The organism is Enterococcus xiangfangensis (assembly GCF_005405365.1).
Taxonomy (GTDB): Bacteria; Bacillota; Bacilli; order Lactobacillales; family Enterococcaceae; genus Enterococcus_A; species Enterococcus_A xiangfangensis.
Genome location: NZ_BJDX01000015.1, coordinates 22824 through 44369, shown reverse-complemented (window position 1 = coordinate 44369; position 21546 = coordinate 22824). Strand labels below are relative to the sequence as shown.

17 protein-coding genes are annotated in these 21546 nt (G+C 38.0%); 1 reads left to right on the top strand and 16 read right to left on the bottom strand.

The annotated features are described in order from the left end of the window. Positions 1–522: 522 nt before the first annotated feature. The 12 genes from FFM68_RS12900 to FFM68_RS12845 form a co-directional block, all read right to left on the bottom strand. Positions 523–2613, bottom strand: a complete 2091-nt coding sequence (locus tag FFM68_RS12900) for a BglG family transcription antiterminator (protein ID WP_137619682.1) — start codon at positions 2611–2613, stop codon at positions 523–525. Positions 2614–2632: 19 nt separating this feature from the next. Then, positions 2633–3262 (bottom strand): bifunctional 2-keto-4-hydroxyglutarate aldolase/2-keto-3-deoxy-6-phosphogluconate aldolase, encoded by a 630-nt coding sequence (locus FFM68_RS12895; RefSeq protein WP_137619681.1) that lies wholly within the window; start codon positions 3260–3262, stop codon positions 2633–2635. After that, entirely contained in the window at positions 3249–4160 is a 912-nt protein-coding gene (gene dapA / locus FFM68_RS12890) for a 4-hydroxy-tetrahydrodipicolinate synthase (protein WP_137619680.1), read from the bottom strand. The genes FFM68_RS12895 and dapA overlap by 14 nt, the downstream gene beginning before the upstream one ends. Further along, complete coding sequence (locus tag FFM68_RS12885) at positions 4157–4774, bottom strand: SIS domain-containing protein (protein WP_137619679.1); 618 nt, start codon at positions 4772–4774, stop codon at positions 4157–4159. The genes dapA and FFM68_RS12885 overlap by 4 nt, the downstream gene beginning before the upstream one ends. Before the next feature lie 64 nt (positions 4775–4838). Continuing rightward, positions 4839–6101: a PTS ascorbate transporter subunit IIC gene (gene ulaA / locus FFM68_RS12880; protein WP_137619678.1), complete on the bottom strand. Its 1263-nt coding sequence runs from the start codon at positions 6099–6101 to the stop codon at positions 4839–4841. A gap of 23 nt (positions 6102–6124) precedes the next feature. Further along, positions 6125–6418, bottom strand: coding sequence for a PTS sugar transporter subunit IIB (locus tag FFM68_RS12875; protein WP_137619677.1), 294 nt, complete (start codon positions 6416–6418; stop codon positions 6125–6127). After that, positions 6411–6875: a PTS sugar transporter subunit IIA gene (locus FFM68_RS12870; RefSeq protein WP_137619676.1), complete on the bottom strand. Its 465-nt coding sequence runs from the start codon at positions 6873–6875 to the stop codon at positions 6411–6413. Before FFM68_RS12870 ends, FFM68_RS12875 begins: the two co-directional genes overlap by 8 nt. A gap of 705 nt (positions 6876–7580) precedes the next feature. Beyond that, entirely contained in the window at positions 7581–8864 is a 1284-nt protein-coding gene (gene tig, locus FFM68_RS12865) for a trigger factor (RefSeq protein ID WP_137619675.1), read from the bottom strand. A 103-nt stretch (positions 8865–8967) separates the two neighbouring features. After that, positions 8968–9891 carry a tetratricopeptide repeat protein gene (locus FFM68_RS13160; RefSeq protein ID WP_167483500.1) on the bottom strand — a complete coding sequence of 308 codons (924 nt, stop codon included), beginning with the start codon at positions 9889–9891 and terminating at the stop codon, positions 8968–8970. Next, positions 9888–10433 carry an RDD family protein gene (locus FFM68_RS12855; protein ID WP_137619674.1) on the bottom strand — a complete coding sequence of 182 codons (546 nt, stop codon included), beginning with the start codon at positions 10431–10433 and terminating at the stop codon, positions 9888–9890. The genes FFM68_RS13160 and FFM68_RS12855 overlap by 4 nt, the downstream gene beginning before the upstream one ends. A 2-nt stretch (positions 10434–10435) precedes the next feature. Then, positions 10436–11464 carry a signal peptide peptidase SppA gene (gene sppA, locus FFM68_RS12850; RefSeq protein ID WP_137619673.1) on the bottom strand — a complete coding sequence of 343 codons (1029 nt, stop codon included), beginning with the start codon at positions 11462–11464 and terminating at the stop codon, positions 10436–10438. 113 nt (positions 11465–11577) lie between these two features. Beyond that, positions 11578–11865: a hypothetical protein gene (locus tag FFM68_RS12845; RefSeq protein WP_137619672.1), complete on the bottom strand. Its 288-nt coding sequence runs from the start codon at positions 11863–11865 to the stop codon at positions 11578–11580. A 431-nt stretch (positions 11866–12296) separates the two neighbouring features. On the opposite strand from FFM68_RS12845, the gene glmS reads away from it, so the two are divergent. Then, positions 12297–14105: a glutamine--fructose-6-phosphate transaminase (isomerizing) gene (gene glmS, locus FFM68_RS12840; RefSeq protein WP_137619671.1), complete on the top strand. Its 1809-nt coding sequence runs from the start codon at positions 12297–12299 to the stop codon at positions 14103–14105. Between the two features lie 199 nt (positions 14106–14304). On the opposite strand, the gene glmM is transcribed toward glmS, so the two are convergent. From glmM to nifJ, 4 genes are all read right to left on the bottom strand, one after another. After that, positions 14305–15660, bottom strand: coding sequence for a phosphoglucosamine mutase (gene glmM, locus FFM68_RS12835; RefSeq protein ID WP_137619670.1), 1356 nt, complete (start codon positions 15658–15660; stop codon positions 14305–14307). A gap of 23 nt (positions 15661–15683) precedes the next feature. Next, the gene (locus FFM68_RS12830; protein WP_137619669.1) at positions 15684–16784 is read right to left on the bottom strand and encodes a CdaR family protein; all 1101 of its coding nucleotides are present in this window, start codon (positions 16782–16784) and stop codon (positions 15684–15686) included. After that, positions 16781–17665, bottom strand: a complete 885-nt coding sequence (gene cdaA / locus FFM68_RS12825) for a diadenylate cyclase CdaA (RefSeq protein ID WP_137619668.1) — start codon at positions 17663–17665, stop codon at positions 16781–16783. The genes FFM68_RS12830 and cdaA overlap by 4 nt, the downstream gene beginning before the upstream one ends. Positions 17666–17781: 116 nt before the next feature. Continuing rightward, entirely contained in the window at positions 17782–21447 is a 3666-nt protein-coding gene (gene nifJ, locus FFM68_RS12820) for a pyruvate:ferredoxin (flavodoxin) oxidoreductase (RefSeq protein WP_137619667.1), read from the bottom strand. Between the last annotated feature and the right edge of the window lie 99 nt (positions 21448–21546).

The following is a 21546-nucleotide window of genomic DNA, read 5'->3' as shown; positions in this document are numbered from 1 at the left end:
ATGATACATTAGAATCAATGTTTTAACTTGATCAACAGAATGGGCTTTTCCATTTACACATAATTCTTGACGCAACCACTAATTTTGTCATTATTTTAATAATAACAAATTAAAGTACTATTTAAAAGTTATTAGTTGTATTGCAATTAAAATTATTTGTTTGATTATTATCAATATAGGGATCTTGTGTCATGCATTTAACTAACACACTATTATATGGATAAAAGAGTAAATCTGTCAAAGACTTAAGCAATCACTTGAAATAAAGTAAGTTAAGTAAACTTAAATAGGATTCTCGTCAAAACATATCGATAGAAATTTATCTGACATTAGATAATAAAAAAGAGAACATAATTGTCCTCTTTTTTTGATATGACTATTAATAGTAATGAATAAAACAAAAAATTGTTTCAATAATTATACTTTTTGAGCATTACATCATTTTACAGGATGAGTATCGTCAGCTCCCTATTACTGGTACCAAATCTGGCTTTCAACAAGATAGACTTGCTTAAAGCCCGATTAAACCTTAGCCAACTCTTTTTCTAACCAATGATACACTTCAGTGGATTGATTCGAATGATCTAGGATATTAAAGAACTCCTTTTTATCTAGTAACGAAACCAGTTCTGCAATTGCTGCTAAGTGCTTCTTGTTATCGACGGCTGAAAGGGTAAAGATATATTTAATTGGTGTTTTCCCCATTACTTTAATCTCATTTTTTAATACAGTAATTCCCAGACCAACTTTCTTCGTACCATCTTCTGGACGAGCATGAGGCAACGCTACTTTGTCCATGATTACCATATATGGTCCTTCTCTTCGAGTGGTTTGGATGATCGTATCAATGTACCGACGTCCGAAAACTCCTGCATCAACTAGAGGTGTTGCTGCTACATAGAACGCTTCTTCCCAACTTCGAGTCATCACATCCAATTGGATATATTCTGGTTTCAAAATATCCAATAAGTTTAGTTCAGAATTTACAGTTGCTTTAGCTTTAACATTTCCTTTCGATTTTGAAGACCTATTCTCATGTAGATAGGACTCTAATGCTTTTCCTAATTGTTCCTTATCTTTTATATCAGCATATTTATCAATTATTTCTAGTAATTCTTCTGTTTTATATCTTCTAGGAGAAATATCACTTGTGTTTTGAATTTCGTGAATCAAATGGTATTTTTCATCGATACTCATAATGGGATTGACTACATAAATGGGTTTCTTTTGGGAATAAAGCCGAATGTTCGGAACCGTTGTAAAAATCATATCATAATTTTCAGTAACAGTAGTCAACTCATTCGTCTCTACCGGCCCAATCAAAATCATTTCAGGAAAAATATTCTTTAATTCATTGTAAATGATAGCTGAACTTCCAATCCCATTAGGACATACAATTAAACCTACTTTTTGACGCACAGGATATTCATCATAATCATCTAGCAGGGAAGCAAAGTGGATCGTTAGGAATGTGATTTCCTCATCAGGTATATCAGTGCCAAAAAGAACTTCAATAGGACGCATCGTCTCTTTGACAATTTCAAATAAATCAGGAAATTCTACTAAAATTTTTTCATGAAGATAGTTCACAATAGGCAAATGGAAAAACAAACGGTAATATGCTGGCCTAAAATGACTGAACAATTGTTTTTTGGCGGATTGTTTATCTCTGAATCGGACACCGGATAACATTTCAAAACGATTAAAGATTCGTTCAACTAATTCATTAATAATAGAATAGTCAGGAATTGTTTGATCAGCGGTACCCATGGCCATTCCTAATATCCATCCACAAACGTACAAACTTGCGTATTCATTTGTGATATTAAAACTCTTTAATAGCGCCACCGAAAACTGATACTCTTGCATTTTGAAAAAAGTTTGATAATTATATTTTGTATAAAACTCTGTCCAGTTTTTACTCAAGCGAGGAACCAGAAATATCAACATGTAAGAAAATTCATTAAACCTATTTTCGACCAATTTGATATTAAACTGGTCCATTAGTTCTTTTATTATCTTTGAAATTTCATTTACATCAATCTCGCTTTCTTGGCTAAGAAAATAGTTGTATAAAAATAAATTATCACCCAAACTAGAATCTTCCAAAATCATTCTCATTAGATGATAGCGTATTTTCGCTTCATCTCCGACTAATTGGTATCCTTCTTTTCTAGTGTAAATGATCTCCAAATTGTGATTCTTTAACTCTTCTTCGACTTTTTTGATATCTCTTGTAAAAGTAGTCTTGCCTACTTTTAAAACTTGAATAAAATGATTCAGAGATAAATACTCCTTATAATGAAACAACAACATTAGAAAGATATATTTTTTTCGTTCTTCCGAACTCAATTCATAATAATCATATATCTTCTTCTGCGAAAACAAAGTGAGGAAATAATTTTTATTCTCCTCACTTAGCTCCACATTCAGATTGTCTATGAACAACGGTTCAAGGCCGGCTTCGGTTAGCACAGCACTTGCCTTTTCCAACGCATAGTCAATCTGAGATTTCGATAATGATAATTGGTCCATCAAATTTTGCTGACTATTAATTGGCTTTTCAATTAATTTTTTCATTAAAAGACGAGTCCTTTGATCAATCATCACCATCCATGCTCATTCCTTTCGGTTACTTATAAAATTCCACTACTTTATTTTTTAATATTGAAGCGTGTTCTTCAATTTCTTTCTGCGTCCCTTTAGATAATAACGTTCCAACACCCATACAGTCCACACCATTTTCAAGCCATTCTGTTACATTATTCAATGTAACCCCACCAGAAGATAGGACCGGAACTTGTGGCATCGGTGTTTTGATTGTGGAAACAACTTTCGGACCGATAAAGCTAGAAGCAGGAAAGGCCTTAATCATATCCGCACCAGCTTCCAAAGCTTCTACTATTTCAGTTACCGAAGTACAACCAGGCATGTATGGAATTTGATATCTATGACAAAGTTTGGCAACTGACAATTGAAAATTAGGCGCAATGATAAACTCCGCACCACTTGAAATGGCTTGTTTGGCTGTTTCACTATCCAAAACAGTACCAGCACCAATTAATACATCGTCTTTATAAATCTCTTTTAACTGTGCAATGATTTCTCCGGCATTCTCGTTTGTATAGCTAATTTCAAGGCATGAAACGCCTCCTGCTAAACATCCATCCACAATCTCTCTTGCTCTTTCAATTGTCTGAACTCGAACAATTGCCATTAATTTCTCTGCTTCAATTCTAGATAGAATTTTAATTTTCTTCATTGTCAATCTCAAACCCTTCTACATTTTGATATCCCTTTACTACATTTTTGATCTCTTGATAATATTTTTCTTTTACAGGTAATACTGGCAATTTGGGAACACCTACTGAATTTCCAATGATTGTGCAACTATATTTTAAAACACTAGGCACTGTCGCAAATTTAAGGACTCTGCGAAATTCCTCAAGACTATTTTGTAACTCTTGCGCTTTTTCTATATTACCTTTTATAAATTGATCATAAATTCCTACATCTGTTTTAGTTAAAACGTTTGAAGTAGCTGCTACAGCTCCATCTGCTCCAAGCGTTAATCCCGTTAAAATCTTTGAATCTGATCCAATTAGAACTGAAAAGTCTTCTCGTTGTTGGCTGTTTTCAATATACATCTTAATATTCTCAATATCGCCGCTACTATCTTTAATCCCAATAATTTGATCATTTTGGACCAATTTCTTGAAAACATCTTCACTGATATTAATTTTTGTATTTGCTGGAATATTGTAAAGGATAATCGGTAAATTGGTATTTTTTACGATTCTTTCATAATGATTGATTAGTTCTTCATCATTAATCTTCATTAGAAATGGGGTAATAACAGATACCGCTGTCACACCAGTTTTTTCTAGCTTATTCGTTAGTTTGATCGTCGCTTCTGTAGAAATACCACCAGAACCAGCAAATACTGGTACACGACCATTTGTTTCATCGACTACGATTTTTGCTAACATCATTTTTTCTGTTTCACTTAATGCATAAAATTCACCATTTGTTCCCAAGATAAACAGTCCAGCCACACCGGAGTCAATTAAACGATTGACTAATGCTCTAGTTGCAATTTCGTCAATGCCCTTTTCGTTTAATGGAGTAACCATTGCTGTAACAATACCTTCTATTTTCATTTTACTTTTGCTCCCTTTTCTTCCAGAATTGATTGTCCTAATGCTCCACCTGGATGCCATAGATAGTAATCATTTAGGTCAATATTTTCTGCTTGTTGTAAAAGGATCGATAAGCTTTGTAAAATAATGATCTCTGCTAAAATAGACGTTCTTGGCGGTTTATTCAGATCATCGCCCTCTTTAGTTACTCCAGCAAATAAGAAAACATCTACATTTTCACTCAACCACGAAGAAGCTCCCCCTGTAACACCAATTATTTTTGCACCAATTTTCTTCAAAGCAAGAATAGTACGTTTTAGTTCATCTGTTTGACCACTGTTGGAAATAGCAATAACAATATCCTCAGGCAAAACTTGACCTGCTGAACCATGAACAGCCTCAGTCGTGTCTAAAAAATAAGTTGGTGTTCCAATTGATGAATTCAGTGCAGCAATATATTCAGCCACATGGCTCGGTTTGCCTACGCCAGTGATATGAACCCGCCCATGGTTTTTTTTACTGTTAGTGATCAATTTAGCTGCGGCAATTAATTCTTGTTTATCAATTTCATTTATAAAGTTATGAACTTCCTTATCTACTGTTTCAATAAAGTTATCTAATTTATTTGTTTCCAAAAATTTTACCTTCTTTCTAAAAATAGGCTCAGTAGACTAACTACTGAGCCTGCTGTAAGAATAATTACATTCCAAATACACTCAAGACTTTATCTAATAAGATACCCCAAACATTATAATCAATATTAGGGAAGGTAGAGCCTTCAATTCCTAAGCTTCCATATAATGGATATAGAACTGTTGGTAAGAATGCTAATAATAGACCAACTACAAATGATCCAACAACTGCGCCACGCCAACCACCGGTTGAATTACCAAATACAGCTGCAGTACCACCAGAGAAGAAACAAATATGAGCAGCTGGGATGATGACAATAGGGAATTTGAAGACTACCATTATCAATACGCCCAACAATCCAGCTGTGTATGATGAAAGGAATCCCACGATAACCGCTGTAGGTGCAAATGGGAATACGGTTGGAACATCCAATGCAGGACGTGAATTAGGGATGAATTTTTCAGAGATTGCCACAAAAGCTGTTGTAATTTCTGCTAAGAACATCCGTACACCGGTCATCAAGATAGACATACCTGCTGTAAATGTAAATGCTTGAACAAACGGGAATACTAACCAATGCATTGTTCCTGCAAGTTCTTGTGTTACTTCACGACCTGCTTTCAACGCTGAAATATAAAACAAGAACAACATGACAACTGCTACACCCATTAAGAAATCTCTAAAAAAAGATAACCATTTAGGGAAGTTGATATCTTCTGTTGTACGGTCTTTCCATTTACCAAACAATTTACCAATATAACCTGATAGCGCATACCCCACCATGTTAAAATGCCCAATCGCAGTTGCATCACTTCCCGTGATTTTCCGCATAAATGGTTGACATAGTTGTGGTAATGCTGCTGAGAAGAATCCAAGTAATAAGCCACCAACGATAATTGCTGATACATCTGAAAATTTATGCGCTTTCAGAATTAGAGATAATACACAAGCAAAGAATAAACTATGACCAGTTGTAAAGAAGATATTCTTAAATGGAGTGATTCTGGCAATTACTAAGTTCATAATAAATCCTAAAATCAAGGTACTACTTGTAACAAATGCAAATTCTGTCTGTGCCAGTGCTGTTGCGGCTTCCGGTGATGCTACGACACCATTAATATGAAATCCAGTTTGGAACAATGTATTGAAGTTCTGCAAGGCACCGGTCATGATCGTGCCGCCTGCACTAAAGATTAAGAAACCAATGATTGTTTTAGAAGTCCCAGTCAGGACTTCCGTTCCAGATTTTCGTTGAGCCAATAACCCAACCATTGCCACAAGTCCTAACAAGACGGCTGGTGTACTTAAGAAGCTAATAATAAAATCCATTTTTCAGTCTCCCTTTCTACCTTTTATTTTTCCAATTCAGCAAATGCTTCTTCTAGTTTTGTTTTGATTTCATTCTTGTCTACAATATTGGCAATACCTACAATTTTTTGTGGAAGATTTTTTTCTCTTAATTCTTCTGCTACATCAGGTAAAGTAATAATCATATCTCCAGGGAATCCTGGTACACCATCTAAAGATGAATGTTCTACTTCTAATGGAAAATTATTTTCCTTAACGACTTCGTTTACTTTGATTTTTAACATCAAACTTGATCCAACACCTGCACGACAGGCTACTAATGCTTTATGATTACTCATTTTTGTTCTCTCCTTCTGTTTTTGTAATATAGTTTTTAAACTCTTCTTCAGATGGTACTGTTTCAATAAACCCTAAAAATTCAGGATCTCCTAATAAATTTGCCAGTTCTGATAATAGTTCAATATGTGACTGACTATCTTTAGCACTTAATGGGAAAAGATATTTAACAGGATCATTTGTACTGTGTCCGGAAACAACCGGAGTCTTCAAACGTGTGAATCCAATGGCGACATCTTTCGCCCCTTCCTCGACTGGTGCATGAGGCAAAGCAATATTTTTAGTAATTACAATATATGGACCAGTTTCTTCGTAGATTCGTAAAATTGCTTCTATATATTTTTCGGTAACTACATCTGCCTCTAAAAAAGGTTGCAAAGCTTTTTTAATGGCATCTTCAAAATTATTTGCCTGAACATCCAGCTGAATATATTCATCTTTGATTACTTTACTTAACACTTACTTCACCTCAATTTCGTTTATTTCTTGTGCACATCTATAATATAGTTACTTAATAAACAATTGACAATGAGCATTAAGTTCACCTTTTTCATTGGCATAAAATAAAAAGCGTTCTCAATTGAGGCAATTTATCACTTTTTATTAAATATACATGGATAGCAACTTTCGAAAAGAACCTAAAAAGCGTTTTCAGTTCAGTTGATCTTTATTGCTCCAAAAAAAGTGAACCCAAATATGAGATATTTTCATCCCAAATTTAAATTATTATTTTTCAAAGTGGTTATTTGCTTCGATTTTCCAACTAAAAATTTGTAAATTATCCTTATAAAAAAGAGGAATCAAATTAGAGATTATTAGACATGTATCTGCTTAAACTTAATGGATACAAAAAAAGTATGCAACATATCATGCTACATACTTAGGTTCAATAATGTTTCGTATGGACGGACATTCAAAACAGCTTTTCTACCAACACTTTTTTTGTAGACAAATCAAAAAAACTCCACTTTTGGTAAAATTTAGGCGACTAAAATTACTTCTACCAAAGGACTAGTTTTAAAAACCAAAAAATATGCGGCGCGCAAAACGCACCGCATATTCGACTCACTTTTATTAAAATTTGTCTCTACTAACACAATTTGACGAAGAGCCAAAATTTATTTAGTCTTCATTACTAAGATCCGAAGAGCTTCATCATTAGACTTATTTTTCTATAGCTGTTCCAGTTACTAATTCAACTGCTTTTTTCATTTTGATATCATGTTCGATCATGTCTTCTGTTAGGACACGACGGATTTGTTCTTCAGGCATTTGATACATATCTGCTAATTCTTTGATTTCTTTAGCGATATCTTCTTCTGTCGCTTCAATTTTCTCTGCTTCAACGATTGTTTCCATCACTAAGTTTGTCTTCACGCGGTTTTCAGCTTCGCCTTCAAATTGTGTGTGAAGATCTTCTTCTGTAGAACCAGTTAATTGATAGTACATTTCTGGTGAGATTCCTTGACGTTGCATGTTGTTTAGGAATTCATCCATTGAGCGATGAACTTCGTCATGAACCATTACATGCGGAAGGTCTACGATTTCAGCATTTTCAACAGCTTGCTTGATTGCAGCTTCGTCTTTTGCTTCTTTGGCAGCTTCTTCTTTTTGTTTTGTTAATTCTTCAAGATATTTTGCTTTCAATTCGTCTAAAGAATTTACTTCTTCATCAACGTCTTTAGCAAAATCATCATCTAATTCAGGTAATTCTTTGGCTTTTACTTCATGAATCGTTACTTTAAAGACAGCTTCTTTACCCGCTAAATCTTCAGCTTGGTAATCTGCTGGGAAAGTTACTGTTACGTCTAAGCTTTCGCCTGCTTTGTGACCAACTAATTGTTCTTCAAAGCCAGGAATGAATGAGCCAGAACCTAATTCAAGTGAATAGTTTTCGCCTTTACCGCCTTCGAATGCTTCGTCTCCGACAAAACCTTCAAAATCGATAACAGTTGTGTCGCCATTTTCAGCGGCTTCGTCTTCTTTGATAACTAATTCTGCTTGAGATTCTTGTTCTGATTTCAAACGAGCATCTACGTCAGCTTCATTTACTTCTACATCTTGTTTAGGAACTTCAAGTTCTTTGTAGTCGCCTAATTTTACTTCAGGTTTTACGATAACTTCTGCTTTGATGACCCAAGCTTCGCCTTTTTCCATGCTGTCTACGTCAATTTTTGGTTGAGAGACTGGATCGATTCCAGCTTCTTTTACAGCAGCTTCATAAGCAGTTGGCAATACGTCGTTTAACGCATCTTCATACAATGCTTCTTCACCATACATCCGGTTAAATACTTGGCGTGATACTTTTCCTTTACGGAAGCCAGGTACATTAAGATTTTTTTTCACTTTGTTGAATGCATTTGTTAATCCTTTTTGAATCTCAGTTTGTTCAATTGAAAATGTTAACACACCATCATTGGTGCCTGTTTTTTCAAAATTTACAGTCACGTTTGTTCCCTCCGAATACTAATATACTTGCATTTTGCATACCATTAAATATTACACTACTGCTTATAAAATGTAAATATAAAGCTGTTACTCTCGGCATTTTTTAATGGTAATCAAACATCAGTCGTTTGATTTTTTCGCGGATTGCTTCAATCGTTTCGTCAAGTGTCTCTGCTTCATTTAAATAATCGGCTAAATAACTGGAAACCCAGGCTTCCGGCTTTTGATAAGCGGTCTGTAATGGATATAAAAACGCCATTTCTAATTTAACTTGCTCTAATATGTTGGCTAAAAGGATTGGATCATTATCACGCAGCTTTTCATCTAACTGCATTTCGATTTCAGTCTGCAACGTCACATCAAATCCTGTCTCTGCGGGTGACAATTCTACGATCTCAGCTTGAATAGTCAAATAGCGGACCTTATCAGCAATTCCCACGCGTGCCAAGCTTTCAAACAAATAACCGCGGACTAATGGTGCTATTTTAGAATCGATCATAAAATCTTCAGCCACTGACCTTAGGCGTTCTTCTGGGAGTTGTTTGATTTTGCGGACCAGCACCAACTGCTCCATCGGCATTAATGTTGGTAATTGACTAAGTTGTTCCTCAATTTGCTTGAGCAGTGTCTGCTGCTGTCTTTGATAAAACGCTTCTTGGTCATCGATCCGCAACAGCCATAGTTCGCCTTGTTCTTCGGTCAACAGTTTCTCTTTTTGTCCCCGCCATAAAAATTCCCGTGCGGCAAAAAATTTTTTTGAATATGTTTGAATCTGCAAATACAAATCGATCGTTTCAGCTGTTTCAAGGTAACTATCGGCTGCTTCATTCGCATATTCTAGTGCCTCAGCAAATTCACCTTGTTCTAAGGCCAAGCTTGCGATCAAATGATTCAGTTTTGTCGAAGAATTTTCTTGATAAGCAAGTTGATACTTTTCTAACGCTTGCTGATAGTTGCCGGCTGAAAATGCTTCTTCGGCAAGCGCTAAATAATATTGATCATTATTGGGAAATTCTATCGGATTCATTCTTGAATAAAGCCCTCTCTAGCTGCTAATAAGTTTATAGTTACTACACTGGTATCGGAAAAGTAATCGCCGATGTGCTGTTTGTTTGCTGTAAAAATCGTTACAAGGTATCCAATCATAAAAAATGATCCCCGCAGAACGAATCGACAAGCACCTTCTCTGATCAAAACCGTTTGCCAACTTAATTCTTCTTCATTAAAGCAGATGACTCGGATACCAAACACCATTTTCCCGATTGTTTGTCCCTGGTTTAATTTTGTCAACAAAATAAAATACGCCAAATAGATCAGAAGTGTCAACGATCCGTATACGCTTAACAATTCAGTACTTTTTGTCCAACCAAATAAATTTGCTGGTAAGCCTAACAAAAGCCCCGTCACCGCAGTAATACATAATAAATCTAATAAATAAGCAAACAGCCGAATCAAAAAACCTGCATAAAAGTAATTAGGATAGTCATGAAACTGGGGCCGGTGGTTTTGTTTTTCCAGTAAGCGCGTCACCGGTCCAACTGCCGGTTTTTGGCTAGTTTCTTCATTCATGCTTACTCACCTCCGTAAAGATACATTGCTTTAGGTGCTTGAGGCGTGCCGACACTTTCAACGATATTTCTGACTAATTCTTCTTGTGAAGGTTTGATTCCTTGAAACTCTGCCAAGTTATTCCCTAACCAAGTATTCATAAAGTTGGTCGATCCGCTAGTATAAGAAACAACCTTTGCATCGCTCAATTTTTTATCTTTCTTTAGTGCTTTTAACGCTTGATCTGGATAGCCAAGCGTATCAACTAAGCCATTTTCAACTGCTTGTGTCCCATCATAGATTCTACCATCAGCTAATTTGCGCACGTCCGCTTCTTTCATATCGCGCCCTTCTGCGACTGTTTTTACAAAACGACCATACATACTGTCAACAAAAGCTTGCAAAACTTTTTTGTCTTCTTCTGTTTGCGGACGCGAGGAAGAACCGATATCTTTTAAAGCACCGCTTTTAATTGTCGTATCACTGATTCCAAGTTTTTCCATCAATCCAGAATAGTTCATACTAGACATGATGACACCAATTGAACCGGTCATCGTGTCTTCCGTTGCATAGATTTTATCCGAATTAGCCGCAATATAATAACCGCCGCTAGCCGCTTGGCTCTCCATCGAAGCATAAATTGGGATTTTTTTAGATGCTTGAAGTTCTTTCAGCGCACGAGTAATTTCAGCCGTCTCATACACAGACCCCCCTGGAGAATTGATTTCTAATAGGATTCCTTTGACTTTAGAATCATTATTGATCTTTGCCAGTTGTTTCATAAATGATTCATGATTGTATCCGCCAGTTGAAAACAAACCGCTGGTCCCATCATCAATAATTGCACCTTCTACTACCAATTTGACGATTTTTTTATTATTTGAGCCAGCTTCTTCTATTTTTTCTTGTACTTCATTTGTCCCATACAACAATTCATTGACTTGACTAAGTTCCTTTTTCTCGTCTTTTTTGCTGCTGATTGCTGATGATATTCCTGATAAAATCAATAATGTCACTGCAATACCAATAGCAGCCCACCGTCTTTTATTCATCATTTTCCTCCTCGTTCATACGAATACTTTCGAATACAACTATTTCCTAATTTTCTTCAGAGAACCCTCTTAACGTACGACCGTTTTTTCCAAAAATGACCTCGACCCAAATTTTAATATAAATTGCGGATAACTAAAACTTTTTCTATCGGACCTTCACCTTTCATCTTTTCTGCCTTTTCCAATAGAGAATACCCGCCAAAAAATTCATGGGTCAAAGGATCTTCTATTTTAAATGCTTGGGCACCTTCAATACTCAAAGCATCTGGACTGATCTCTTGGATACTATCCCAGCCAGTATCTAAAAATATTTTAGTTTCATCTGTGACTTCTGGATCATTGGTCAGCTGTGCTAAAAAATTACGCAAGTCTCCAACTGTTAGATTTTCTAGTTGATTCATTTAATTTCCTCCTCTTTTTGAAACAAACTTCGTTCAACTCCGCTTATCAGGCAGAATTTTTATAAATAATACTCTTTCATTCTAACCTATTCTTCTAATAGATGAAATGTAGAAACAAATTCATTCACTTGGGACTTTTCACAAATTACATATATACCAATTCTATAAAAATAAAAAAATATTTGACTAGTTAGAAAGTTTATATTATATTAGTCCTTGTTTCCGATAATAAAACAATAAAATCTTAAATGGACCAATAAGATAGCGCCAGACCCTTTTTTAGGGTGACGAGGAAGAAGCTGATCGAACGTTTCGGCGGGTGGCTTCAGGGTAGCTGTGCTCTACAGATCATTACAAAAACTTTATTAAAAGAACAAAAAAATGGTCAGACAGCTCGGAAACATATAATGCTAGGAAAGTAGGAAAACATTATGTGTGGAATTGTAGGAATCGTAGGAAATGAGCAAGCAACAAGTATTTTAGTTAACGGATTGGAAAAATTAGAATATCGTGGATATGACTCTGCTGGTATTTTTGTAGCAGATCAAAACGAAGATTTCTTGATCAAATCACAAGGACGGATCAAAGAATTGGCTGGAAAAATCGGTGAGGATGTTCACGGTACGATCGGGATCGGTCATACACGCTGGGCAACTCACGGCGAACCAAGCGAAGAAAATGCGCATCCTCATACCTCGCAAAGTAAGCGTTTTGTGTTGGTTCATAATGGCGTGATTGAAAATTATGATGATTTAAAAGAAAAATATTTGGCAAATGATCGTTTTTATGGTGAAACCGACACAGAAATTGCTGTTCACTTAGTTGAATATTTCGCCGACCAAGGCCTATCGACCAAAGATGCCTTTAAAAAGGCATTGAAAGAGATCCATGGTTCTTATGCTTTTGGTTTGATTGACAAAAACGATCGCGAAACGATTTATGTTGCAAAAAATAAAAGCCCATTATTGATTGGATTAGGCGACGGCTTTAATGTTGTCTGCAGCGATGCAATGGCTATGTTAGAACAAACCAATCGATTTGTTGAAATTAACGATGGCGAAATGGTCATCGTAACAAAAGAACACGTGGAGATTGAAGACGAAAACGGCAACGAGATCCAACGTGCCTCTTATGAAGCAAAAATTGACCTTTCTGATATGGAGAAAGGAACTTATCCTTACTACATGTTGAAAGAAATCGACGAACAACCTGCAACGATGCGTCGGATCATCAGTGAATATACCGATGAAACAGGAACCGTCGTAATCGACAATGACTTATTGCAGAGCTTATTAACAAGCGATCGTATTTATATTGTTGCTTGCGGTACAAGTAACAATGCCGGTTGGGCAAGCAAGCAAATCATCGAAGGTTTAGCCGATATCCCCGTTGAGATCCATTTATCGAGTGAATTTGGTTATAATATGCCACTTCTTTCAAAAAAACCATTCTTCATTTATTTAACTCAAAGCGGTGAAACAGCAGATAGTCGCCAAGTTTTGGTTAAGACCAACGAATTAGGGCACCCAGCACTTACGATAACAAATGTCGCAGGCTCCACTCTATCACGGGAAGCAAGCTACACAATGTTATTACACGCGGGTCCAGAAATCGCGGTGGCTTCTACTAAGGCCTACACTGCGCAAATTGCAGCACTAACTGTCTTAGCTAAAGCGGTTGGACAGGCAAAAGGAATCGCAGCGGCTAAAGAATTCGATTTGACAAAAGAATTAGGAATCGCAGCTAACGCGATGGATGTGATGATCTCTGAAAAAGCAATGATCGAAGAATTAGCGAAAGAATATTTAGCAACGACTCGGAATGCTTTTTATATCGGACGTTCAGAAGACTATTATGTCTCTATGGAAGTTGCTCTAAAACTAAAAGAGATCTCTTATATTCAAGCAGAAGGTTTTGCAGCTGGTGAATTAAAACACGGAACAATTGCCTTGGTCGAAGAAGGAACACCAGTTATCGGAATCATCACTGAAGCAGTGACTGCTCCTCATACCCGTGGAAATTTACGCGAAGTAGAAAGCCGCGGTGCTCATACATTAGTCATTGTTTCAGAAGAATTGAGCAAAGAGGGCGATCAAATTATTTTACCGATTGTTCATCAATTCTTGCGTCCACTAATTTCAGTTATTCCAGGACAATTGATCGCCTATTATGCGACCTTATTACGGGGACATGATGTTGATAAACCACGGAATCTAGCGAAATCAGTTACAGTAGAATAAATCAAAAAAGAGTACTCGCAAAATAGTTCAATCTATTTTGCGAGTACTCTTTTTTTAATTCATAAAAATAAGGGAATGACAAATTTCTCATCATCCCCCATCTTTTTTGAATAAATATTGTTTCAAAAATTTCAGAAGCAATTTACAAAAACTACTTTTTATTCTTGAAACTGCTCATTTCTGTCACAACTTCGTTTGTCTAGTCTAAACCGATTTCTGCACGGACAACTGACGCGATTTTTTCAACATAGTATTCGACCTTTTCATCAGTGGGTGCTTCTGCCATCACTCGTAATAATGGTTCTGTCCCTGAAGGTCGAACTAAGATCCGTCCATCGCCATTCATCTCAGCTTCTGCTTCTTCAATCGCCTTTTTAATAGCTGGAACATCCATTGCGCCATATTTATCGCTCACACGAATATTGACTAACTTTTGCGGATAGATTGTTACCTCTCCTGCAAGTTCAGAAAGCTTTTTGCCTGTTTGTTTCATGATGTTCAATAATTGAACGCCAGTCAACATGCCATCACCAGTCGTATTATAATCTAAGAATAAGACATGACCAGATTGTTCGCCGCCAAGATTGTATTCATTTTTACGCATTTCTTCAACGACATAACGATCACCAACTTGGGTAATGACATCCGCTAAACCAATTTCTTCAATTGCTTTATGAAAACCTAAATTGCTCATAACCGTCGTCACTACAGTATCTTTTTTTAATCGTTTGCGTTCAGCTAAATACTTAGCACAGATAAACATGATCCGATCGCCGTCAACGATATTTCCTAGCTCATCTACTGCGATCACTCGGTCGCCATCGCCATCAAAAGCTAAACCGACATCTGCTCCTTTTTCAACTACCATTTTCGCTAATGTTTCAGGATGGGTCGAACCAACACCGGCGTTGATGTTCAAGCCGTTTGGTGATGTTCCCATTGTATAGAAATCAGTTTCTAAATCAGCAAATAATCGATCGACACTTGTCGAAGTCGCGCCATTCGCTGCATCGACACAAACAGTCAATCCTGATAGATCGCCTGAAATTGTTTGGACCAAAAATTGCGAGTATTTCAATAAACCTTCATGAAATTCATCCAATGTTCCAAGTCCTTCAGCAGATGGACGAGGCAACGTATCTTCCTCAGCGTCGATCAATGCTTCAATCTCAGCTTCTTGTTCATCGACTAATTTGAACCCGTCGCCACCGAAAAACTTGATTCCATTGTCTTCTGCCGGGTTGTGAGAAGCAGAAATCATGACACCTGCCGAAGCTTTTTGTAATCTTGTCAAATATGCTACACCTGGCGTTGAAATAACACCCAGCTGGAATACTTCGATCCCAACAGATAATAAACCAGAGATCAAAGCTGTTTCTAATAATTCACCAGAAATACGTGTGTCGCGACCAACTAAAACTCGCGGACGTTCTTCACTGTTATGATGCTGGCTTAGTACATATCCCCCGCATCGCCCTAATTTAAATGCTAATTCCGGCGTTAATTCCTTATTTGCGATCCCGCGTACGCCATCCGTTCCAAAATATTTACCCATTAAATTATATTTCCCTTCTCCATCTAGTTAGTCGATTGATCTGTCGCTGCTTCTTGATCACTCGTCGTTTGAGTGGTACTTGTTTCAGCAGAACTTGAAGCTTCGCTCGAATTTTTGGATGCTTCTGTTGATGCGTTAGACTGATCTGTATTACTAGTTTCTGTTTCTTGTGATTTCTTGAATACCGGTGTCACTTGCGCGTTCACCGTTTTAGGATTAACTTGATAATTTCCAGCGACTGGTATATCGACCAATTTTTTTACAGTCCCTTGTATTTGACTGACATCGACTGGAATTCCGATACTGTCTATTTGATCAATTACTGACTCTGCACCGGTAATCGTTGCTTTTGAACGATTCAAGGTGATTTTGACACTTTCAATCGTCGAAGGCAGCTCTCCTTCTTGAATCGGATAAAGCGATACTTCTTTGCTTGGTGTCTGAATTTCAAGATTGATCGTAACATTTTGCGGATCAGACTGGATTGGTAGAGATTCCCCGCTAGCATTTAACGCTTGGACAGACGTGCGGACACTTTTTTGATCCGCAGTTAGTTTGCTACTGTCTACTGACGCGACCACACGATCGATTTCTTTCATTGTATCTTCGCCAGTTGTGATTGAAACTTTTGTCGGTTCAACAGACATTTGACCAATCTCTAAACCGGTATTGTTAGTCGTACTGCTTAAAATCGGCGATACATCAAACTGCTTCGTCACTTTTTTCTCGATCGTGACCGAGATAGTCTCAGGTTCAATCGTTGCAAAAAGCGAGCTGGATAAGTTCTTTGTTTTCAGGCGTACTTCATGCGTTCCTGTCGACAATTTCGTTAAATCAGCCACGACACTAAAATTACGTGTATCCGGGTCGACTTCCCTATTTAGCTGAATCCGATTTGCTCCGCTCAATTTTACTGAAACGGTCGACGAAAAACCGTGAACAAAATATTCATCCGAATCATATAAAACGTTGATTGGCACATTTTGAAGTGCTTCTTCATAATTGGTTTCAGATGAAATCAAGCGGCTGAAGCTTTGACTGTTTACGTTAAAAAATAAGATCAAACTAAATAATAATGAGATCAGCATATACGGTGCATTGCTTTTCTTAAATTTAATTCTCATTTTTGGCCTCCTTTAGTCAATCCTTCCAAAAAGGTTTGCAAGAGACTCTTTTTACCAACATTCTTTTCATCCGGTAATAACTCACGCCGCATTACAGCCAAATATTCTTCTTGAGATAGATCATGAAGGAATTCGTTGTTCAGCGTAATGCTCACGCCACCAGTCTCCTCAGAAACAATAAATGTCAATGCATCACTGACTTCACTGATCCCTACAGCAGCCCGATGCCGTGTCCCAAATTCTTTTGGAATGAACATACTGTCTGAAAGGGGCAGATATGCTGAAGCAACAGCAATCTTGCCGTTTCTAACAATCACAGCGCCATCGTGCAAAGGTGTGTTCGGTATAAAGATGTTGATCAATAACTCACCGGTGATATCTGCGTCCAAATCGATTCCTGTTTCAATGTATTCTTCCAAGCCAGTGAAACGTTGAATCGTTACTAATGCGCCGATTTTCCTTTTGGACATGTATTGAATCGCTTTGTCAAACGCCAGAATCATCCGTTCATCATCGCGCTCTTCTTTCTTCGTTGTTTTGAAGAAAGAACTACGCCCTAAATGTTCTAGTCCGCGTCGAACTTCTGGCTGGAAAATGACGATTGCTGCGATCACACCGTATGTGATAATTTGATTCATCAGCCACGACAATGTGTGCAAACCAATCAATTCTGCCACGATTCGAATCCCAATAAAAATCGCCACACCTTTGATTAATTGGACGGCTTTCGTTCCTCGAACAAGTTCAAACAAACGATAGATCAAAAACCAAACGACAAATATATCTAAAAGGTTGACGATGATATCCCAAGTTGAAAGATTCTCAGAAAAAAAGCTAAGCCAATATTCTGGTTTGAATAATTCAATTAGACGATTAGGCATAGATAACCTCTCTTTCTATCCAAAATTCTTTACAATTATACCACAGTGGTACAGTTCTGGCATAAGAATTGAACAGAAAAAGAGCCCTAGTAAACTAAGGCTCTTCAAAACTTTTACTATTTGCTGCGTTTCTCAGCTCGAGCGGCTCTGCGGGCAGCACGGCGCGCTTCTGCTTCAGGATCAACTGTACGTTCACGAGTTGGTTTTGCCTCAGCGACACCAACGGCGACTGTTGTTCCTTCCAATTTTGCACGAATCTTTTCTTCTTGACCGGCTAAACGCGCATAGTTATAAAAACGAGTCTGTGCGTCATCAACTGTCTTTTGGTATAGACGCTGTGCGTCATCAGGCTGGATTCTTTCTAATGCTGAGAAGCGATTTTGTTGCTTCATAAAGCTGATCATGTTACTGAAATCAGGTTTCTTATAATCCAATGACATCGGATTTTTTCCTTTTTCCCGTTGGGCAGGATTAAAGCGATACAATGACCAGTAACCTGAGTTGACTGCATCTTTAGCTTCTTTCAATGTTTGGCTCATACCGCCGCGTAACCCATGGTTGATACATGGCGTATAAGCAATTATCAGTGATGGCCCAGGGAACTTCTCTGCTTCTTCTAAAGCTTTGATCGTTTGCATTTGGTTTGCACCTGAAGCGATTTGCGCAACGTAAACATTGCCGTATGTCATCGCCATCATCCCTAAATCTTTTTTAGATTGGTACTTACCGCCGGCAGAGAATTTCGCAATAGCTGAAGCCGGTGTTGCTTTAGAGGTCTGACCGCCAGTATTTGAATAAACTTCATTATCCATGACTAAAATGTTCACATCCGCACCGCTTGCCAAGATGTGATCGATTCCGCCAAAGCCGATATCATACGCCCAGCCATCGCCACCGAACATCCATTGGCTCGTTTTGACGAATAGATCGCGGTTATCATAAATATCTGCTAATTTAGGATCAGCTAAACCTTCTGCCTCAAGTGCTGCTGTCAATTTCGTTGCCCGCTGCTGCGTTCCTTCTGATTCGGACATATGATCCATCCAGTCTTCCATCAGATTGCGCAAAGGTTCAGAAACGGTATCTAAGACGTCACTGATTTTATCGGCTAACTCTTTTCGCCGCGTTTGATTTGCTAAAAACATACCGTACCCATATTCAGCATTGTCTTCAAACAATGAATTAGACCATGCAGGACCTTGACCTTTTTCATTCGTTGTATAAGGGCTGACCGGTGCTGCTGCGCCCCAAATGGATGAACAGCCTGTCGCGTTAGCAATCATCATCCGATCGCCAAACATTTGTGTCATCAATTTAACGTACGGTGTTTCACCACAACCAGAACATGCGCCTGAAAACTCAAGCAACGGTTGGTTAAATTGCGATCCGATAACAGAATTTGTTTTTGCAGGGTTGGCCTTTTGTTTCAACGTCATTGAAAAGGCCCAATTGATTGCTTGTTCTTTTTCTTCTTCATAAGGTTTCATAACCAACGCTTTGTCTTTTGCAGGACACGATTCAACACACAATCCACAGCCAGTGCAGTCCTCAACTGAAACTTGGATACGATATTTCATGCCGTCAGCGCCGCGCATTTCACGAACGATGTAGCCCGCTGGCGCTTCTTCCATTTCCTCATCATCTGCTAAAAATGGTCGAATTGCCGCATGCGGACAAACGAAGGAACACTCATTACACATCGTGCAACGATCGCTGATCCAATGAGGAACTTCCAGTGCGACACCTCGTTTTTCAAACTTCGCCGTCCCAGTCGGAATGGTTCCATCTGTCATTCCATTTGCTACAAGATCATTTACAGTCAAATCGTTTCCTTGCTGTGAATTGATTGGTTCGACAATTTGTTCCACATATTGAGAAACGGGTGTTTTACGAATTTTTTCAGGTATTTCAACGGTCCGCCAAGTCGCAGGAACTTGTACTTGGTGTAATAATTCGACCGTTTGATTGATTGCTGCGATATTTTTTTCTACGATTTCCAACGATTTACGACGATAACTTTTATCAGCTTCAGCTCGTAAAATCGGCAAGATCTCATCAAATGGAATGATTTCTGTCAAACTAAAGAATGCTGTTTCCATCACGGTGTTGATTCGTGAACCAAGACCGACTTCCATCGCTAATTTTGCAGCATTGATCGTATAGAATTTAATATCATTTTCAGCAATGTAACGTTTCATCTTCGCAGGCAATAATTTATCTATCTGCGTATCGCTCCACATAGAGTTCATCAAAAAGATTCCGCCTGGTTTTAAGCCTTTCAATAAATCATAAGTATGAATATATGCTGGCGTGTGACACGCAATAAAGTCAGCACTTTCAACAAGATACGTTGAACGGATCGGTGTGTCTCCAAAACGCAAATGAGAAACCGTCAGTCCACCGGATTTTTTCGAATCATAGCTAAAATAGCCTTGGGCATATTTATCCGTATGATCACCAATAATCTTGATTGCTGATTTGTTCGCTCCAACTGTCCCATCGGATCCGAATCCCCAGAATTTCGCTTGGAATGTAGTTGGATTGGTTAAATCAACAACCTCTCTTTTTTTCAACGACATATTCGTCACATCGTCAACAATTCCGATCGTAAATCGTTTTTTCGCCGTTTTTTTATCTTTTAACAACTCATCATAAACAGAGATAATTTGATCTGGCGTCACATCTTTTGAACCTAAACCGAAACGTCCACCGATAACTTTTGGCCGAACATCTGCTTCATACATTACACTTTGAACATCTAGTAAAAGCGGTTCTCCATCTGCTCCGGGTTCTTTTGAACGATCCAGTACCGCAATTGATTTAACTGTAGCTGGCAGTTTTTCTAAAAAGTTTTCGGTTGGGAACGGACGATACAAATGGATATTCAAAAAACCGACTTTGCGACCATTCGCATTTAAATAATCCACTGTCTGTTCAATCGTTTGAGCAACAGAGCCCATCGCAACGATAACTTCTTCTGCATCTTCTGCACCATAATAAGTCACTAGATCGTAGTTGGTCCCACGAAGTTTATTGATCTCAAACATATATTTTTGTACGATTGCCGGCAACTCATCATAATAACGATTGACTGTTTCCCGCTGTTGGAAATGAACATCCGGATTTTGATTCGTCCCGCTGATCATTGGATGATTAGGATTCATACTGCGTTTGCGGAAAGCGCGCAATTTTTCTTGATCGATCAATGGAGCCAATTCTTCATAATCAAGGACTTCTACTTTTTGAATCTCATGACTCGTCCGGAACCCATCAAAAAAGTTCATGAAAGGAAGACTGCCTTCGATCGCGGCTAAATGTGCCACGGCGGACAAATCCATCACTTCTTGTACGCTGCTTTCTTGCAGCATCGCAAAACCCGTTTGACGTGCTGCCATGACATCGCCATGGTCGCCAAAGATATTTAATGCGTTCGTCGTCACCGCGCGGCTCGCAACATGAAAAACGCCCGGCAATAATTCTCCGGCAATTTTATACATATTCGGGATCATCAACAGCAAGCCTTGTGAGGCTGTATATGTTGTAGTTAGTGCACCTGTTTTCAACGCACCATGGACAACTCCAGCCGCACCAGCTTCTGATTGCATTTCTGTAATTGATACAGGTTGGCCAAATATATTTTTCTTTCCCTGCGATGCCCATTGGTCTACAAGTTCGGCCATCGTTGAGCTGGGAGTGATTGGATATATCGCGGCTAACTCCGTGAATGCATAGGAAATATAAGCAGCTGCTGTATTTCCATCCATCGTTTTTTTCTTACGCATGTTTCTCCTCCTCATTTATATAATAATATCCGAGTATTTCTTGTTAGAAACCCCATCAGATTCCTCCGTTTGCTACACTCCAACGTTTTCACCTGTAAT